At 68.4% G+C, this 15445-nt stretch carries 11 protein-coding genes; 9 read left to right on the forward strand and 2 right to left on the reverse strand.

The window, feature by feature from the left end:
* The first annotated feature begins 130 nt into the window (after positions 1-130).
* Together zigA and CYFUS_RS23430 are read left to right on the forward strand one after the other, a co-directional pair.
* A complete protein-coding gene (zigA, locus tag CYFUS_RS23425) occupies positions 131-1366 on the forward strand; it encodes a zinc metallochaperone GTPase ZigA (protein ID WP_095987251.1) in 1236 nt (411 codons plus the stop codon).
* Positions 1367-1670: 304 nt separating this feature from the next.
* Positions 1671-1952 carry a hypothetical protein gene (locus CYFUS_RS23430; RefSeq protein WP_157758608.1) on the forward strand — a complete coding sequence of 94 codons (282 nt, stop codon included), beginning with the start codon at positions 1671-1673 and terminating at the stop codon, positions 1950-1952.
* Positions 1953-1986: 34 nt separating this feature from the next.
* On the opposite strand, the gene CYFUS_RS23435 is transcribed toward CYFUS_RS23430, so the two are convergent.
* Positions 1987-2352, reverse strand: coding sequence for an Hpt domain-containing protein (locus tag CYFUS_RS23435; protein WP_095987253.1), 366 nt, complete (start codon positions 2350-2352; stop codon positions 1987-1989).
* 10 nt (positions 2353-2362) lie between these two features.
* Complete coding sequence (locus tag CYFUS_RS23440; RefSeq protein ID WP_095987254.1) at positions 2363-3394, reverse strand: DNA topoisomerase IB; 1032 nt, start codon at positions 3392-3394, stop codon at positions 2363-2365.
* Between the two features lie 192 nt (positions 3395-3586).
* Between CYFUS_RS23440 and CYFUS_RS23445 the strand changes: the two genes are divergently transcribed.
* The 7 genes from CYFUS_RS23445 to CYFUS_RS23475 all read left to right on the forward strand — a co-directional run bounded on the left by CYFUS_RS23445 (position 3587) and on the right by CYFUS_RS23475 (position 15435).
* A complete protein-coding gene (locus CYFUS_RS23445; RefSeq protein ID WP_095987255.1) occupies positions 3587-4327 on the forward strand; it encodes a hypothetical protein in 741 nt (246 codons plus the stop codon).
* 112 nt (positions 4328-4439) lie between these two features.
* A complete protein-coding gene (locus CYFUS_RS23450) occupies positions 4440-6644 on the forward strand; it encodes a hypothetical protein (protein ID WP_095987256.1) in 2205 nt (734 codons plus the stop codon).
* A gap of 111 nt (positions 6645-6755) precedes the next feature.
* Complete coding sequence (locus CYFUS_RS23455; protein ID WP_095987257.1) at positions 6756-12224, forward strand: DNA repair ATPase; 5469 nt, start codon at positions 6756-6758, stop codon at positions 12222-12224.
* A gap of 184 nt (positions 12225-12408) precedes the next feature.
* The gene (locus CYFUS_RS23460) at positions 12409-13173 is read left to right on the forward strand and encodes a YoaK family protein (protein ID WP_095987258.1); all 765 of its coding nucleotides are present in this window, start codon (positions 12409-12411) and stop codon (positions 13171-13173) included.
* A gap of 71 nt (positions 13174-13244) precedes the next feature.
* Positions 13245-14390, forward strand: a complete 1146-nt coding sequence (locus CYFUS_RS23465; protein ID WP_095987259.1) for a fatty acid desaturase family protein — start codon at positions 13245-13247, stop codon at positions 14388-14390.
* A gap of 14 nt (positions 14391-14404) precedes the next feature.
* Entirely contained in the window at positions 14405-14644 is a 240-nt protein-coding gene (locus tag CYFUS_RS23470) for an Lrp/AsnC family transcriptional regulator (RefSeq protein ID WP_002620661.1), read from the forward strand.
* A gap of 41 nt (positions 14645-14685) precedes the next feature.
* Positions 14686-15435: an ABC transporter ATP-binding protein gene (locus CYFUS_RS23475; RefSeq protein WP_232537725.1), complete on the forward strand. Its 750-nt coding sequence runs from the start codon at positions 14686-14688 to the stop codon at positions 15433-15435.
* The last annotated feature ends 10 nt before the right edge of the window (positions 15436-15445 follow it).

Consider the following 15445-nt stretch of genomic DNA (forward strand, 5'->3'; position numbering starts at 1 on the left):
ATTACTACATGCAACCGGGTTGCATATGCATGGGGGTGGCATTAAAAGTGCCCGCCATGCCCGGAAGCCATTGGACCAGGAAGAGGACGGACGACCCGCTCGAGCAGGTGCTGTACCGGGAGGGCGAGCCATGAGGGATGGACGCCTGCCCGTCACCGTGCTCTCGGGCTTCCTGGGGGCGGGGAAGACGACGCTGCTCAACCACGTGCTCAACAACCGGGAGGGCCGCCGGGTCGCCGTCATCGTCAACGACATGAGCGAGGTGAACATCGACGCCCGGCTGGTGAAGGGTGGGGCCTCGCTGTCGCGTGTGGACGAGCGGCTGGTGGAGATGAGCAACGGCTGCATCTGCTGCACGCTGCGCGAGGATCTGCTGGTGGAGGTGGGCCGGCTCGCGCGCGAGGGCCGCTTCGATCACCTGCTCATCGAGTCCACCGGCATCTCCGAGCCCATGCCGGTGGCGGAGACGTTCACCTTCGCGGACGAGCAGGGCCGCTGCCTGGGGGACGTGGCCCGGCTGGACACCCTGGTGACGGTGGTGGACGCCTTCAACTTCCTGAAGGACTGGGAAGACACCGAGGAACTGCGGGCGCGGGGGCTCGCCGCGGGCGAGGAGGACGAGCGCACGGTGGTGGATCTGCTGGTGGAGCAGGTGGAGTTCGCCGACGTGCTGGTGCTCAACAAGACGGACCTGGTGTCACCCGAGCAGGTGGGCGAGCTGGAGTCCATCCTCCGCCAGCTCAATCCGGGTGCACGGCTCGTGCGTGTCCAGCAGGGCCGGGTCGCGCTGTCCGACGTGCTGGAGACGGGGCTCTTCGAGCTGGAGAAGGCCCAGCGTGCTCCCGGCTGGTCGCGGACGCTGCGCGGCGAGGCCATTCCCGAGAGCGAGGCCTATGGAATCGAGAGCTTCGTCTTGCGCTCCCACCGTCCCTTCCACCCCGGGCGGCTGTGGGAGTTCATTCACGGGAGCTGGAAGGGCCTGCTGCGCTCCAAGGGGTTCTTCTGGCTGGCCACTCGCATGGAGGTGACGGGCGTGTGGGCCCAGGCGGGTGGGGCCTGCTCCTTCGAGCCCGCGGGGCTGTGGTGGGACGCCGTGCCCCGGGAGGAGTGGCCCGAGGAGCCCGAGGTCCGCGCCGAGCTCGAGCAGCACATGCGGGAGCCTTGGGGAGACAGGCGACAGGAACTCGTCTTCATCACCCGCCAGGTGGACCAGGCGCTGCTGCGCGGGGCGCTCGAGGAGTGCCTGCTCACCGACGAGGAGCTCGCCCTGGGCCCGACGGCCTGGAGCCAGCTCGAGGATCCCTTCCCGCCCTGGGTGATGGTGGGCGAGGGCGAGGATGAACCGTCCGCCGACGAGGCGGCTTGAGCCGCTGAAACTGGCTTCGGCAGGGGACCGGGAGGGGAAACCGGGTTCATGAACGAAGCTCCGCGCAAGGCTTATCACACCCCATCCCTCATCACTCTCTCCTTATGAAGGGAGGGGAGTCTTACTAGGAAGGAGAGCACGTCATGTCGCATGGAAATCCGACGCAGGAGGCTCCGCCATGCTCCTGCGCACACACTCGAGGCCGTCCCCCGAGAGGCAAGAAGTGGTGCGTGGAGGCCTGTCCACCAACGCCCCAGTGATCGACCCGGCGCCCGCTGAACGGACGCCCCCGCCGTGGTCCGTCATGCCCACCGAGCTGCTCTCGAGGTACCAGATACAACTCACCCAGCGGGAGAGCGAGCAGGAATTGAAGCTCCGTCTGGAAGAGGCCCGCCGGGATGGCATGCAGCGGCGGTGGCAGGCGCGCACCGTCCTGCGGTTGCTCGCCGTCATGTTCATTATCCTGTTCCTGCTGGCCCTGGGCTTCGCGCTCCGCGGCGATGCCGAGCAGAAGCGGTGGGCGTTCGGCGCACTGTCGGCGATCCTGGGTTCCATCCCGGGCGTCCTGATAGGCCGGAAGGTCTGACGCGCGGGACACACCGCCGTGAGCGGCCGGCCCCTCAGCGGGCGGACAGCTCGGCCATCACGAGCGGGCCGGCCTCCTCGAAGGCCCGCTGCACCGCGTCCAGCAGGGCGCCCGCCTCGTCCAGCCGCTGCTCCCGGGCGTGCGTCTCCAACGCCAGACAGCAGTGCCGCAGCCGGGGCAGGGCGTACACGGCGCTGCTGCCCGCCAGCCCATGCGCCTCGCTCACCAGCACCTTCGTGTTGCCCGCGGCGAGCGCCTCGCGCATGCGCGTGAGTTGGGGCGGAATGCTCTCGAGGTAGCGTTGGAACATCCCCCGCAACATCTCACCCGCGTCTTCCTGTCCCAGCTCGCGCAAGCGCGAGATCTGCTCCACATCGAGCACCGAGGGAGTGTCGTCCATGGGGCCCAGTCTACACGGCGGGCCGTTGGCAGCCCCCCAACATCTCCAGGAGCGCTTTTTCCGCCCCGTGCAGCCCGGGCTTCTCCTGCTGGGCCAGCTCCTCCACCGACTCGAAGTAGCGCTCCACCACGTGCCCCTTCTCGAACATCGCCAGCACCGAGGGGTAGATGTACGAGGCGCGTGCCACCGCCGGGGTATTGCCCAGGTGCTCGGCGGCCTCCTTCACCGCCGCCACCATGGACTTCTTCACTCCCCGTGCGCCCGCCTCCCGGGCCACCCGCTCCTTGGCCCGTGCCAGCGCGCAGGCGCAGATGAGCGTGCCCGCCCAGGTGCGGAAGTCCTTCGCGCTGTAGCGCTCGCCCATGATCTCGCGGATGTACTCGTTGATGTGGCGCCGCCGCACGTCCACCACCAGGCCGTCATCCAGTACGAACTTGAAGAGATCCCTCCCCGGGACCTTCATGCACTCGCGCACCACCCGCGCCACCTGCCGATCCTTCAGCTCGCGGTGCTGGTGCTGGCCGCTCTTGCCCGGGAAGTCGAAGATGACCGTGTCACCCTTGAGCTTCACGTGCCGGGAGCGCAGCGTGGCCAGCCCGTAGCTGTGGTTCTCCTCGGCGTACTGCTGGCTGCCGGGGCGGATGAAGCACGTGCCCAGGATCCGCAACAGGCACGCCATCACCCGATCCCGCCCCAGCCCCCGCTTGCGCAGGTCTTGTGACACGCGCCGCCGCAGCTTCGGCAGGGCCCGGGCGAAGTCCACGATGCGCTCGAACTTGCGCGCCTCCTGCCGCCGGGTGAAGGACTCGTGGTAGCGGTACTGCCACCGGCCCGCGCTGTCCTTGCCCATGGCCTGCAGCCGCGACGTCCCCGCGGGGCTGATGAGCACGTCCTTCCACGCCGGAGGCAGCTTCAGCGCCTCGATGCGCTCGACTTCCTTCGCGGGCACGCGCTTGCCGTCCGCCGTCCGGTAGTGGAACCCCCGCTGGGGACTGCCCACCCGGTGGATACCCACCTGTTGCAATCGCTCGATGTGCGTCATGTCCGCGTCACGGCTCCCCGGTCACGTGCCGTGCACGCGGCCTCCTTCATGGCTGTGCAGCCGGGAGCGTCGCGTCAATGCGTCCCTCCTTCACTCGGAGGGCAGGCGGGGAGGCGTGGAAATCGACCGGGGGTGGTTCGTGATCCACGGTTCCTGGAATAAGCTCCCGCCACCTCTTTCTCGCTGGGTGAGATGACCGACTTCCTGGCCGCCATCCTGGCCTTTCCCACCGTCCTGTTCACCATCCCCCTGGGTGTGGTGGTCGGCTACTGGCTGACCGTCATCGTGGGCGCCGTGGGCATCGACGTGCTGGACGGCGATGTGGGCGGTGCCCTCGAGGGAGGCGCCAAGGGAGCGGTCGAGGGCGGAGCCAAGGCGGCCCTGGAGGGGCACTCCCATGGCTCCTTCCTGGATGTGCTCGGGTTCGGCGGGGTGCCGACCACGGTGTCGGTGAGCTTCGTCGTCTTCCTCTCCTGGCTGCTGTCGCTGGCCGTGGGCCGTCCGCTCCAGACGCTGCTCGGCGCGCTTCCGGGGGTGCTCGTCACGGGAGGACTGGCCGCGCTGTGCCTCGGGGTGGGGGCGGTGCTCGCGGGATTCGCCGTGCGGCCCCTGCGTCCACTCTTCGCCGTGCAGCAGGCCCCGCGCCGCGCGGAGCTGATGGGCCGGGTGTGTGTCGTCGCCAGTGGCCGGGTGGATGGGCGCTTCGGCCACGCCACCGTCGAGGATGGCGGGGCCGGCCTCATCCTCAACATCGTGTGTGACAAGGCCAATGAGCTCAAGCGCGGGGAGAAGGCGCTCATCCTCGCCTACGACGCCACCCGGGACGCCTACGAGGTGGAGCCCGTGGATTGGCTCCTGCCCCAGGAAATCGAGCACCTGAAGGATCCGCTCACCGCCGCGGCCATGGCCCGCGACAGGGTCCGCACCCGCTAGCCCGCCCGTCTTCTTCTTCCTTTCTTCGTACCGCGCCGGAGTCGTTTCAGGGGGAACCGGCCGCGTCTTCACAGAAGCCCCCCGGTCTACTTCGTTCGGGAAAAGCACCGACATGGAACTGCCAATCGTCGCCTCCGGAATCGCGGGAGGACTCTTCTTCCTCTTCTGCTCCGCGTTCGTTGTCTCCAGGTTCTACCGGCAGGTGGACCAGGGCCGCGCGCTCATCATCAACCCCTTCAAGGGCGAGCCCGTCGTCACCTTCACTGGTTCCATCGTGTGGCCCATCATCAACCGGGCCGAGGTGATGGACATCTCCTTGAAGACGGTGGAGATCGACCGCCGCGGCAAGGAGGGCCTCATCTGCAAGGACAACATCCGCGCGGACATCAAGGTCACCTTCTTCGTCCGGGTGAACAAGACGCGCGAGGACGTGCTCAAGGTGGCCCAGTCCATCGGCTGCGCGCGCGCCAGTGACGAGCAGACGCTCGAGCACCTCTTCGAGGCCAAGTTCTCCGAGGCCCTCAAGACGGTGGGCAAGAGCTTCGACTTCGAGGAGCTCTACACGCACCGCGACGCCATCAAGGATCAGGTCGTCCAGGTCATCGGCAAGGATCTGAGCGGCTACATGCTCGAGGACTGCGCCATCGACTTCCTCGAGCAGACGCCCGTGGACATGCTCGACAAGCACAACATCCTCGACGCCCAGGGCATCCGGAAGATCACCGAGCTCACCAGCGTCCAGAACGTCCACACCAACGAGTTCCGCCAGAGCGAGCGCATGGCCATCACCAAGCGCAACGTGGAGGCCGACGAGGCCATCTTCGCCCTGGAGCGCCAGCGCACCGAGGCCGCCGCCAAGCAGAAGCGCGAGATCGAGTCCATCCAGGCGCGCGAGACGGCCGAGGCCGAGCGCGTGAAGAGCGAGGAGTACGCCAAGCAGCAGCTCGCGCGCATCAAGGCCGAGGAAGAAGTCCAGATCAACGATCAGAACAAGCAGCGCCAGGTGGAAGTGGCCCAGAAGAACCGCGAGCGCGTGGTGGGCGTGGAGTCCGAGCGCGTGGAGAAGGACCGCGCCCTGGAGGCCATCAACCGCGAGCGCGAGGTGGAGCTGTCGCGCATCGGCAAGGAGAAGCAGCTCGAGGCGGAGAAGAAAGCCATCGCCGACGTGGTGCGCGCGCGCATCGCCGTGGAGAAGACGGTGGCCGAGGAGGAGGAGCGCATCAAGGACCTGCGCGTGAAGGCCGAGGCCTCGCGCAAGAAGGACGCGCTGCTCATCACCGCCGAGGCCCAGGCCCAGGAGAAGCTCGTCAAGGACATCAAGGCCGCCGAGGCCAGCAACGAGGTGTCCAAGTTCACCGCCAAGGAGAAGCTCACCCTGGCCGAGGCCGAGCTGCAGGCCTCCGATTTGACGGCCAAGGCGAAGATCCGTCTGTCCGAGGGCATCCAGGCCGAGGAGGCCGCGCTGGGGCTCGCCGCCGCGCGCGTGAAGGAGGCGGATGCGCTCGCCCAGGAGAAGCAGGGTCTGGCCGCGGTGCGCGTGAAGGAAGCGGAGACCGCCGTCCTCGAGAAGCAGGGCCTGGTGCAGGCCTCCGTCATCGAGAAGCAGGGTCTGGCCGAGGCCGCCATCGCCCGCGAGAAGCTCGTCGCCGAGGCGGCGGGTGAGAAGGAGAAGGGGCTGGCGCGCGCGAGCATCGGCGAGGCCGAGGCCCACGCCATCCAGAAGCGCGGCGAGGCCGAGGCCATCGCCACCCGCGAGAAGCTGCTCGCCGAGGCGAAGGCCATCGAGGAGAAGCTGCTCGCCGAGGCGCGCGGCCTCGCCGAGAAGGCCGAGTCCATGAAGGCGCTCCAGGGCGCCACGCGCGAGCACGAGGAGTTCCGCCTGCGCCTGCAGAAGGAGCGCGACGTGGAGCTCGCCGCCATCAACGTGCGCAAGGACATCGCCGAGCACCAGGCCAAGGTGCTCGCCGAGACGATGGGCCATGCGAAGATCAACATCGTCGGAGGCGACGGTCAGTTCTTCGAGCGCTTCATCAAGGCCATCTCCGTGGGCCAGTCCGTGGACGGCGCGCTCGACCAGAGCGAGACGCTCAAGCAGGCCTTCGCCGGCTACCTCAATGGCCAGAAGGACCTGTCCGCCGACTTGAAGGACATCCTCTCCAAGCCGGGCCTCACCAGCGACGCGCAGAACCTGGCCATGGCCGCGCTGCTGCACCGCATGGCGCCCGCGCCCACCACCGCCGCCGCCTCCAACCTCAAGTCGCTCGTCGAGTCCGAGCCCGCCGTCCGGGCCTCCGCTCCCGAGCGGACCCAGGGCTGAGACGCGGCCCGCCTCCTCCGAGCATGACCTGGCGCCGCGCCCTCCGTGTTTCCGGGGCGCGGCGTCCGCGGTTCGACGCACCCACTCTCCGTTTCTTCCGGTGAACTGACGATGGCAACACAAAGCCCCACCCCCGCTGGCGAGGCCACGCTGGAGGGCGGCAGCTACGAGGTCATCCGCGCGCGCCTGCTCACCCAGGCGGAGGCGCTTGGCACCCAGGCCGCGGAACTCAACGAGCGGCGCAAGAAGCTCTTCGGTGGCACCGAGCTCACCGTCATCGGCAACGAGCGCGTGCGCACCGAGAACAACTGCGTGGCGCGCGACATCGTCGGCGTCGGCAAGTACCTGCTCTTCGGCTACAACGTCTTCATCGGCCTGAAGAAGGGCACGTCCGTGGCGGACGTCTTCTCGCTGCACAAGTTCGAGAAGACGGCCGAGGGCTTCGACTTCTCCGAGGTGCCCCCCACCGAGGCCGGCGGCTTCCTGGTGGATCCGCGCTTCGTCAAGGACTTCGGGGAACTCTACAAGTACTACAAGGACGCGCGGCTCATCCAACTGCGCCGCAACGAGTCGCGGCTGCTGGCCATCTTCCAGACGGGCCAGTCCGAGCGCGACATCAAGGTCTTCCGCTTCTCGCTCGACGTGGAGGGCAACGCCACCTACCTGGACAACCAGGGCGATCGCGACCACGTCTTCCCCGCGGCCCATGACTTCGAATGGACGGTGGCCACGCGGGACAACTACGTGTTCGGCCAGCACCCCCACGTCAACATCCTGGATCAGGTGTTCGTGGAGACGGTGAAGGGCGACCTGACCATCAAGGTGGAGAACAACACCGCGGACGGGCAGGGCATCTACCGCGAGCCCGTGGACGATCCGGATCAGTCGCTGGACGACGCCGAGTTCGCCTACGCGAAGGTGGGGGGACTCATCCTCCTGCGCGTGCTGCCCTTCCGCGAGCAGAAGCACCGCTACCTCGTCTTCAACACCCGCACCCAGCACGTGGTGCGCATCGACGCCGTGGGCCAGGCGTGCGTGCGCCTCCCCGAGGACCAGGGCATCGTCTTCCCCGGCGGCTACTACCTCCAGACGGGCGACTACAAGGTCTTCGAGGGCATTGGCGAGGGACTGCGCTTCAAGCGCGCCATCCGCTCGCCCAACGGCGAGGACGTGCTCTACGTCTTCTTCCGCGGCGACGACGGCTCCTACGTGCTCTTCCCGTACAACCTCGTGCGCAAGGAGGTGCAGAACCCGCTGCAGTGCCACGGCTTCAGCCTCTTCGCGGACGGGCGCATGGTCGTCTTCCGCACGACGTCCAACGAGCCCACGCGTGTGCACCCCATGCAGGTGTGGCAGACGCCCTTCGTCTCCGCCGAGCACGCCGCGAAGATGCCTCCCGCGCCCGGCTACCTCGGCAAGGTGGGCAACGCGGAGCTCGTGCGCGGCATCTCCGACGCGCTGACGCTCGTGCGGCTGGCCCGCTCGGACAAGCCCTCGCGCCGCACCTACGAGGACCTGGCCGCCGCCGCCTCGCGCATGCTCGACGCCTTCTACTGGCTCGGCCACGAGGAGACGCGGCTCAAGGAGGGCATCGAGTCCCTGCGCCGCACCTCCGAGCTCATCATCGACGAGTTCGAGAAGGTGCTCGCCCTGCGCAAGCGCGCCGAGGACGCCATCGCCGAGGCCCTCGCGGCCCAGGAGCAGATGCTCCTGCGCGTGCGCCCCGAGGAGCTGCAGAACGCCGAGGGCTTCATGATGGCGTTGTCGGACCTGCGCAAGCAGCGCGGCCACCTCATCACCCTCAAGGAGGTGCGCTACATCGACGTGGCCCGGCTGGAGACGCTCGAGCAGCAGGTCATCTCCGAGACGGACCGGGTCAGCGCCGACGCCGTGGGCTTCCTCCAGGGCGACGAGGCGCTGCGGCCCCTCGCCACGCGCCTGGATGATCTGCTGGCCCGGCTCGAGCCCGTGCGCACGACGCTGGAGCTGGCCCCGCTCGGCGAGGACATCGAGCAGGTGGGCAAGGGACTGGAGGTGCTCAGCGAGACGGTGGGCGGACTCCAGGTGGGAGATCCACTCGCGCGCGCGCGCATCCTGGAGGGCATCTCCGAGCTGTTCAGCCGCCTCAACCGCGTGCGCGCGGGGCTCGGCGCCCGGCGCAAGGAGCTGGTGGGCCGCGAGAAGCGGGCCGAGTTCGGCGCCCAGTTCAAGCTGCTCGGCCAGGCGGTGGAGAGCGCGCTGAGCGTGGCGGACTCGCCGGAGAAGTGCGACGAGGGCCTCTCCCGCCTCACCGTGCAACTGGAGGAGATGGAGGGGCGCTTCGGCGAGTTCGACGAGTTCCTCGGCCAGCTCACCCAGAAGCGCGAGGAGTTGCTGGAGGCCTTCGGGCAGAAGAAGCAGGCCCTGGTGGACGAGCGCCAGCGCCGCGCGCAGAACCTCTTCGGTGCCGCCGAGCGCATCCTCACCGGAGTCAACCGCCGGGCGAAGTCCTTCAAGGCCGAGGACGAGCTCAACGCCTACTTCGCCTCGGACTCCATGGTGCTCAAGCTGCGGCAGCTCGCCCAGCAGCTCCTGGACTTGCAGGACAGCGTGCGCGCGGACGAGGTGCTCAGCCGCGTGAAGACGGCGCGCCAGGACGCCCTGCGCGCACTGCGCGATCGCAATGACTTGTACGAGGAGGGCTCGGGCGCTCCCGTCATCAAGTTCGGCAAGCACCGCTTCAACGTCAATACCCAGACGTTGGACCTGACGCTGGTGCCGCGCGACGGCGCGCTCTCCCTGCAACTGACGGGCACGGACTACGCCCAGAAGCTGGAGGACCCCGAGCTGGCGAAGTACCGCGAGCTGTGGGAGCAGCACCTCGTGTCCGAGACGCCCGAGGTGTACCGCGCCGAGTACCTCGCCGCGCAGGTGCTGCTGGACGCGGAGGAGGGCAGGGGAGGGGTGAATCTCGCGGCGCTACGGCAGGCGGCGCTGGAGCCGGGCGGGCTGCTGGAGAAGGTGCGCGCGTACTCGGCGGACAAGTACGACGAGGGCTACGAGCGGGGCATCCACGACGCGGACGCGGTGGCCATCCTCGAGAAGCTGCTGCCCATGCACACGGGCGCGGGGCTGTTGCGCTTCGCCCCCACGCCGCGCGCCTGGGCCGCGCTGTACTGGGCCCTGGGTGGGGAGAACGAGGAGAAGGCGCTCCTGCATCGCCGGGCCCGCAGCCTGCACCGCCTGCGCGCGGCCTTCGGCGAGGGCGCGGAGCTGCTGGTGCTCGGCGACGAGGCCGGCGAGCGCATCGGCGCCTTCCTCACGGCGGTGGGCGTGACGCCCGGCCCCTCGGAGGCGCGGCTCGCCGGGCGCTACCTCGTGGAGGAGCTGGGCGGGGAGCGGCCCCGCTTCACCACCAGTGGCGAGGCGGTGGCCGTCAAGGACGCGCTGCTCTCGCACCTGGATCGCGCGGGCACGCGCTCGGCGTTCGAGGACGACTTGCGCGGGTTGGAGAAGAGCCTCCCCGAGCGCCTGCGCGTGGTGCGCGCCTGGGTGGACGCGTACCTGGCGCGGCGCGAGGGTGGACCGGGCGCGGCGGCCCACGTGGCGGTGGAGGCCGCGGTGCTGCTGCTCACCGAGCGCAAGCTGGACCGGGAGGTGGCCGGGGCCCTCACGTCCGCCGAGGTGACGGGACTGCTCGGCCAGCACCCGCGGGTGCACGAGCGCAAGCTGGCGCTGCGGCTGGATGAGTTCCTCTCCCGCCTGAGCGCCTTCCGCCAGGTGCGCGTGCCCGCGTACCACGCCTACCGGGGGCTGCTGCGAGATCTCCTGGAGCGCGAGCGCCGCCGTCTGCGTCTGGACGAGTTCACCCCCAAGGTGCTCAGCTCCTTCGTGCGCAACCGGCTCATCGACGAGGTGTACCTGCCGCTCATCGGCGCCAACCTCGCCAAGCAGCTCGGCGCGGCGGGGGAGAACAAGCGCACGGATCGCATGGGCATGCTGCTGCTCATGTCGCCTCCGGGCTACGGCAAGACGACGCTGATGGAGTACGTGGCCAGCCGCCTCGGGCTCACCTTCGTGAAGGTGAATGGCCCGGCGCTCGGGCACTCGGTGAAGTCCCTGGATCCGGCCGAGGCCCCCAATGCCACGGCCCGCCAGGAGGTGGAGCGCATCAACCTGTCCTTCGAGATGGGCAACAACGTGATGCTCTACCTCGACGACATCCAGCACACGGATCCCGAGTTCCTCCAGAAGTTCATCTCCCTGTGCGACGGCCAGCGCCGCGTGGAGGGCGTGTGGAATGGCCAGACGCGCACCTATGACTTGCGCGGCAAGAAGTTCTGCGTGGTGATGGCGGGCAATCCCTATACGGAGACGGGCGATCGCTTCCGCATCCCAGACATGCTCGCCAACCGCGCGGACACCTACAACCTGGGTGACATCCTCGATGGCAAGCAGGACCTGTTCGCGCTGAGCTACATCGAGAACGCGCTCACCTCCAACGCGGCCCTGGCGCCGCTCGCCACGCGCGAGCCCGCGGACATCCACAAGCTCATCCGCATGGCCCGGGGCGAGGACGTTCCCACGGGCGAGCTGTCCTATGGCTATGCCGCCGCGGAGTTGCAGGAGATCGTCGCCATCTTCCAGCGGCTCTTCCGCGTCCAGGACGTGATGCTCAAGGTGAACCTGCAGTACATCGCCTCGGCGGCGCAGGACGAGCGCTTCCGCACCGAGCCTCCCTTCAAGTTGCAGGGCTCCTACCGCAACATGGGCAAGGTCACCGAGAAGGTGGTGGCCGCCATGACGGACGAGGAGCTGGAGCGGCTCATCGACGACCACTACCAGGGCGAGTCGCAGACGCTCACCACCGCGGCGGAGCAGAACCTGCTCAAGCTGCGCGAGCTGCGCGGGCGGCTGTCGCCGGAGCAGGCGGCGCGCTGGGAGGAGATCAAGCAGGGCTTCGCGCGCGTCAAGCGCATGGGCGGCAAGGAGGATGATCCGGTGGCGCGCGTGACGGGTCAGCTCGGCGCCATCGAGGAGCAGCTCGGCTCGGTGCGCGACGCGGTGGTGCTCGCGGCCGAGGGCGCGCGGAGCTCCCCGGGAGCCAACCCCGTGGCGGAGATGGCGCCGCGGCTGGAAGCCCTGCGCGAGGCGATGCTGGAGCTGGCGCGCAAGGAGTCTCCCGCGCCCGTGGTGCAGGTGCCCCCGGGGACGGATCTCTCGCCCTACCTGCAACACCTGGCCAAGGTCCTCCGCGCGCTCGCCGAGCGCTCGGTGGCGCCCGCGCCGGCGGTGGACCTGGGTCCGGTCATGGAACAGCTCACACTGGCGGTGAAGACCATGGCGGATCGCCCGGTGCCCGCGGCGGTGGTCTCCCCACCGGCACAGGCCCTGCAACGCGCGGCCGTGACATCCGTGACATCTTTGTCACCGGACCTGGGGCGGCAGCTGACCCTGGTGGAGAATGCCCTGGCGCCCCTGGAACGCGTTGCCAAGCGGACACTGCAGAGTGGTGAGGAAAGCCTCAAGGCGATGCAGGTCTGGCAAGCCGTCACCGAGGCACTGGAATTGCTTCAGTCCCTCCAGCGCCCCGTCAGCTGACGCGTCCCCGTGAGCAAACACTCCCACGAGACTTGTGGGAGTCTGGCGTACTCACGAAGAGTGGGTAATATTAGAATTGTTCGGAAACCTTGAAAGTTAATTGAACTTATGGGAATATTGACGCGCCCGGACATTGTTAGCCGGGCCGCCCACTGTTTCCATCCCTCAGGTTACCGCCCGTTCTATGCCTTTCAGTGGAATCAAATCCCGTGGTCGTTTCGGTTATTTCACGCTGGCCTTGCTGCTGGCGGGGGTTGCCGGTGGAGTCAACGCCATCGGTTTCTTCGCCTTCGGGGTCCGCATCAGCCACATGACGGGTAACGTGTCCTGGTTCGGTGAGTCGTTCGCCGCTGGACGGTTGGACAACGCCATCGGCGCCGGACAGCTCGTCATGGCCTTCATCCTGGGAGCCATCGCCTCGGAGGCGCTGCTGGAGTCGTCGCGCCATCGCGCCCGGGGGCAGTACATCCCCGCGCTCGCCGTGGAGATCTTCACGCTGGGCTCCGTGGCCTTCTGGGGCCATCACCGCCCGGAGACCCACGAGGAGCTGCTCACGTACGGTCTGGCCTTCAGCATGGGGCTGCAGAACGCCCTCACCACGCGCGTGTCCGGCGCGGTGGTGCGTCCCACGCACCTGACCGGCGTGCTCACGGATCTGGGCATCCAGATCGTGCGCATGGCGGTGTGGGTGCTCGACGGTGGCAGGCGGGAGGGGGCTCGCGGCTTCCTGCTCCGCCTGTTCGAGCTGCCCGTCGCCCCTCAATTCGAGCGGGCCCGGCTCCAGCTCGGCCTCGCCGTGGCCTTCATCCTGGGAAGCTTCATCGGCTCGTTCCTGTTCCTCACCTTCGGCACCATCGTCCTGCTCCTGCCGTGTGTGGGATTGTTGGCGGTGATCGCCATTGATCTCAGTATCATGGCGACCCAGTCGCCCCCCGTAGCCAGTACCTGAGTCCCGCGTGGCCCGATGCTCTCGGACAGGGGCCCGCTCCATGCCCCCGTCCGAGTCCTCGAGGTTCGTGCATGTCGTCCCCCGCCGCTTCCGGCTTCGATCCCTCGTCCGTGGACGTCGAGGCCTTCCTGCGTGACGTGCGCGCGCTGCGCGCGGAAATCGATGCCACCGTGGGCGAGGCGGATCTCACCCACCTGCGGCGCATCGAGCGCTGGGGTCGGACGGCCACGGCGGTGGGTCTGGCCACGTGCTGGCTGGCTCCCAATCCCCTGAGCGCGGTGGCGCTGAGTCTCGGCCGCTCCACGCGCTGGCTGCTCATGCACCACGTGGGCCACCGCGGGTATGACCGGGTACCGGGCGCCCCCGTGGAGCGCACCAGCAAGGGCTTCGCCAAGGGCGCGCGTCGCTTCGTCGACTGGTTCGACTGGATGCTGCCCGAGGCCTGGGTCTTCGAGCACAACGTGCTCCACCACTCGCACACCGGTGAGGATGCGGATCCGGATCTGCTCGAGCGCAACGCCGAGGGCTCCTTGCGCCGGGGCGATATTCCACTCGCGCTGCGCTACACGCAGCTCGCGCTGCTCGCCATCACCTGGCGGGCGAGCTACTACGCTCCGGAGACGCTCGCCTCGCTGCGGCGCAAGCGCCGGCCGGACGGTCCGCTCACGCGCGAGGAGTGGCGGGAGGTGCTGCGCTCGGGCTACGCGCCCTATGCCGCGTGGAACTTCGTCGTGCTGCCCGCGCTCTTCCTTCCCCTGGGGGCCTGGGCGGGACTGAGCGCCCTGGGCAACTCGCTCATGGCCGAGGTGCTCACCAACCTGCACACCTTCCTCGTCGTGGGGCCCAACCACACCGGCGAGGATCTCTACCGCTTCGACTCGGCGCCGGAGGGGCGTGGGGAGCGCTACCTGCAGCAGGTGCTGGGCAGCGCCAACTACCGCACGGGGGGAGATCTCAACGACTACCTCCACCTGTGGCTCAACTACCAGATCGAGCACCACATCTTCCCGGATCTGTCGATGCTCCAGTACCAGCGGGTCCAGCCCAAGGTGCGCGCGCTGTGCGAGCGCCACGGCATCCCCTACGTGCAGGAGAGCGTCTGGACACGGGCGCGCAAGATGGTGGACGTGGTGGTGGGCAAGAGCTCCATGCGGAGGCTGGCGAGCCTGGGCCGGAGCAAGGGTGGGGCGTCGGAACCGCTTCCCGACGTGGCGTGATAGGGTGGGAGGCCGTGCACACCATCTTCGTCATGATCAAGTGTGAGCTGGGGCAGACGTACAAGACGGCGGCGATGATCGCCGACCAGGTCGACGAGGCAGCGGAGGTGTACTCGACCTCGGGAGGGTACGATCTGCTGGCCAAGTTCCACCTCGACAAGGCCCAGGACATCGGTCGCTTCGTCACCGAGCGAATCCAGACGATGCCCGGCATCAAGGACACCTACACCATCACCACCTTCAGCGCCTTCTAGCGGGCGGGGGCGGTGTCCGTAATCGAGTACGTGAGGCTGCGATGATGAAGGTGACTTCGGTTCAGGAGACGGCCCCGGTGGAGACCCCTTCTTCGACGACCCAGCAGAAGCCCCTCCTGCAGCTCGAGGGCATCACGAAGGTCTTCGAGACGGAGGAGGTGGAGACGCATGCGCTCTCCGACGTCCACTTCACGGTGCGGCCCGGTGAGTGGGTCTCCATCGTGGGGCCCTCGGGCTCGGGGAAGACGACGCTGCTGGCGCTGCTGGGGCTGTTGGACACGGCCTCCAAGGGCTCCTACTTGCTGGATGGCCGGTCGGTGCTGGACCTGTCCCCAGCGGAACAGGCGCTGGTGCGCAACCAGCACATCGGCTTCATCTTCCAGAGCTTCAACCTCATCGGCGATCTCTCCGTCTATGAGAACGTGGAGCTGCCGCTCACCTATCGCGGCATGCCGGCGGACGAGCGCCGCCAGCGGGTGGAGCGGGCGCTGGAGCAGGTGGGAATGAGCCACCGGGCGCGGCATATGCCGGGGCAGCTCTCCGGCGGCCAGCAGCAGCGCGTGGCCGTGGCGCGTGCCGTGGCGGGGGCGCCGCTCATCCTCCTGGCCGACGAGCCCACCGGTAACCTCGACTCCAAGAACGGCGAGCAGGTGATGCAGCTGCTCTCCGAGCTCCACAAGGGCGGCGCCACCCTCATCATGGTGACGCACGATCCGAACCAGGCGCGGCTCGGTACGCGCATGGTGAGCCTCTTCGACGGCCGCGTCGTCCAGGACGAGCGCCTCCGCTGACCTCTCCGAG

Source organism: Cystobacter fuscus, assembly GCF_002305875.1.
In the GTDB taxonomy this organism is placed as follows: Bacteria; Myxococcota; Myxococcia; order Myxococcales; family Myxococcaceae; genus Cystobacter; species Cystobacter fuscus_A.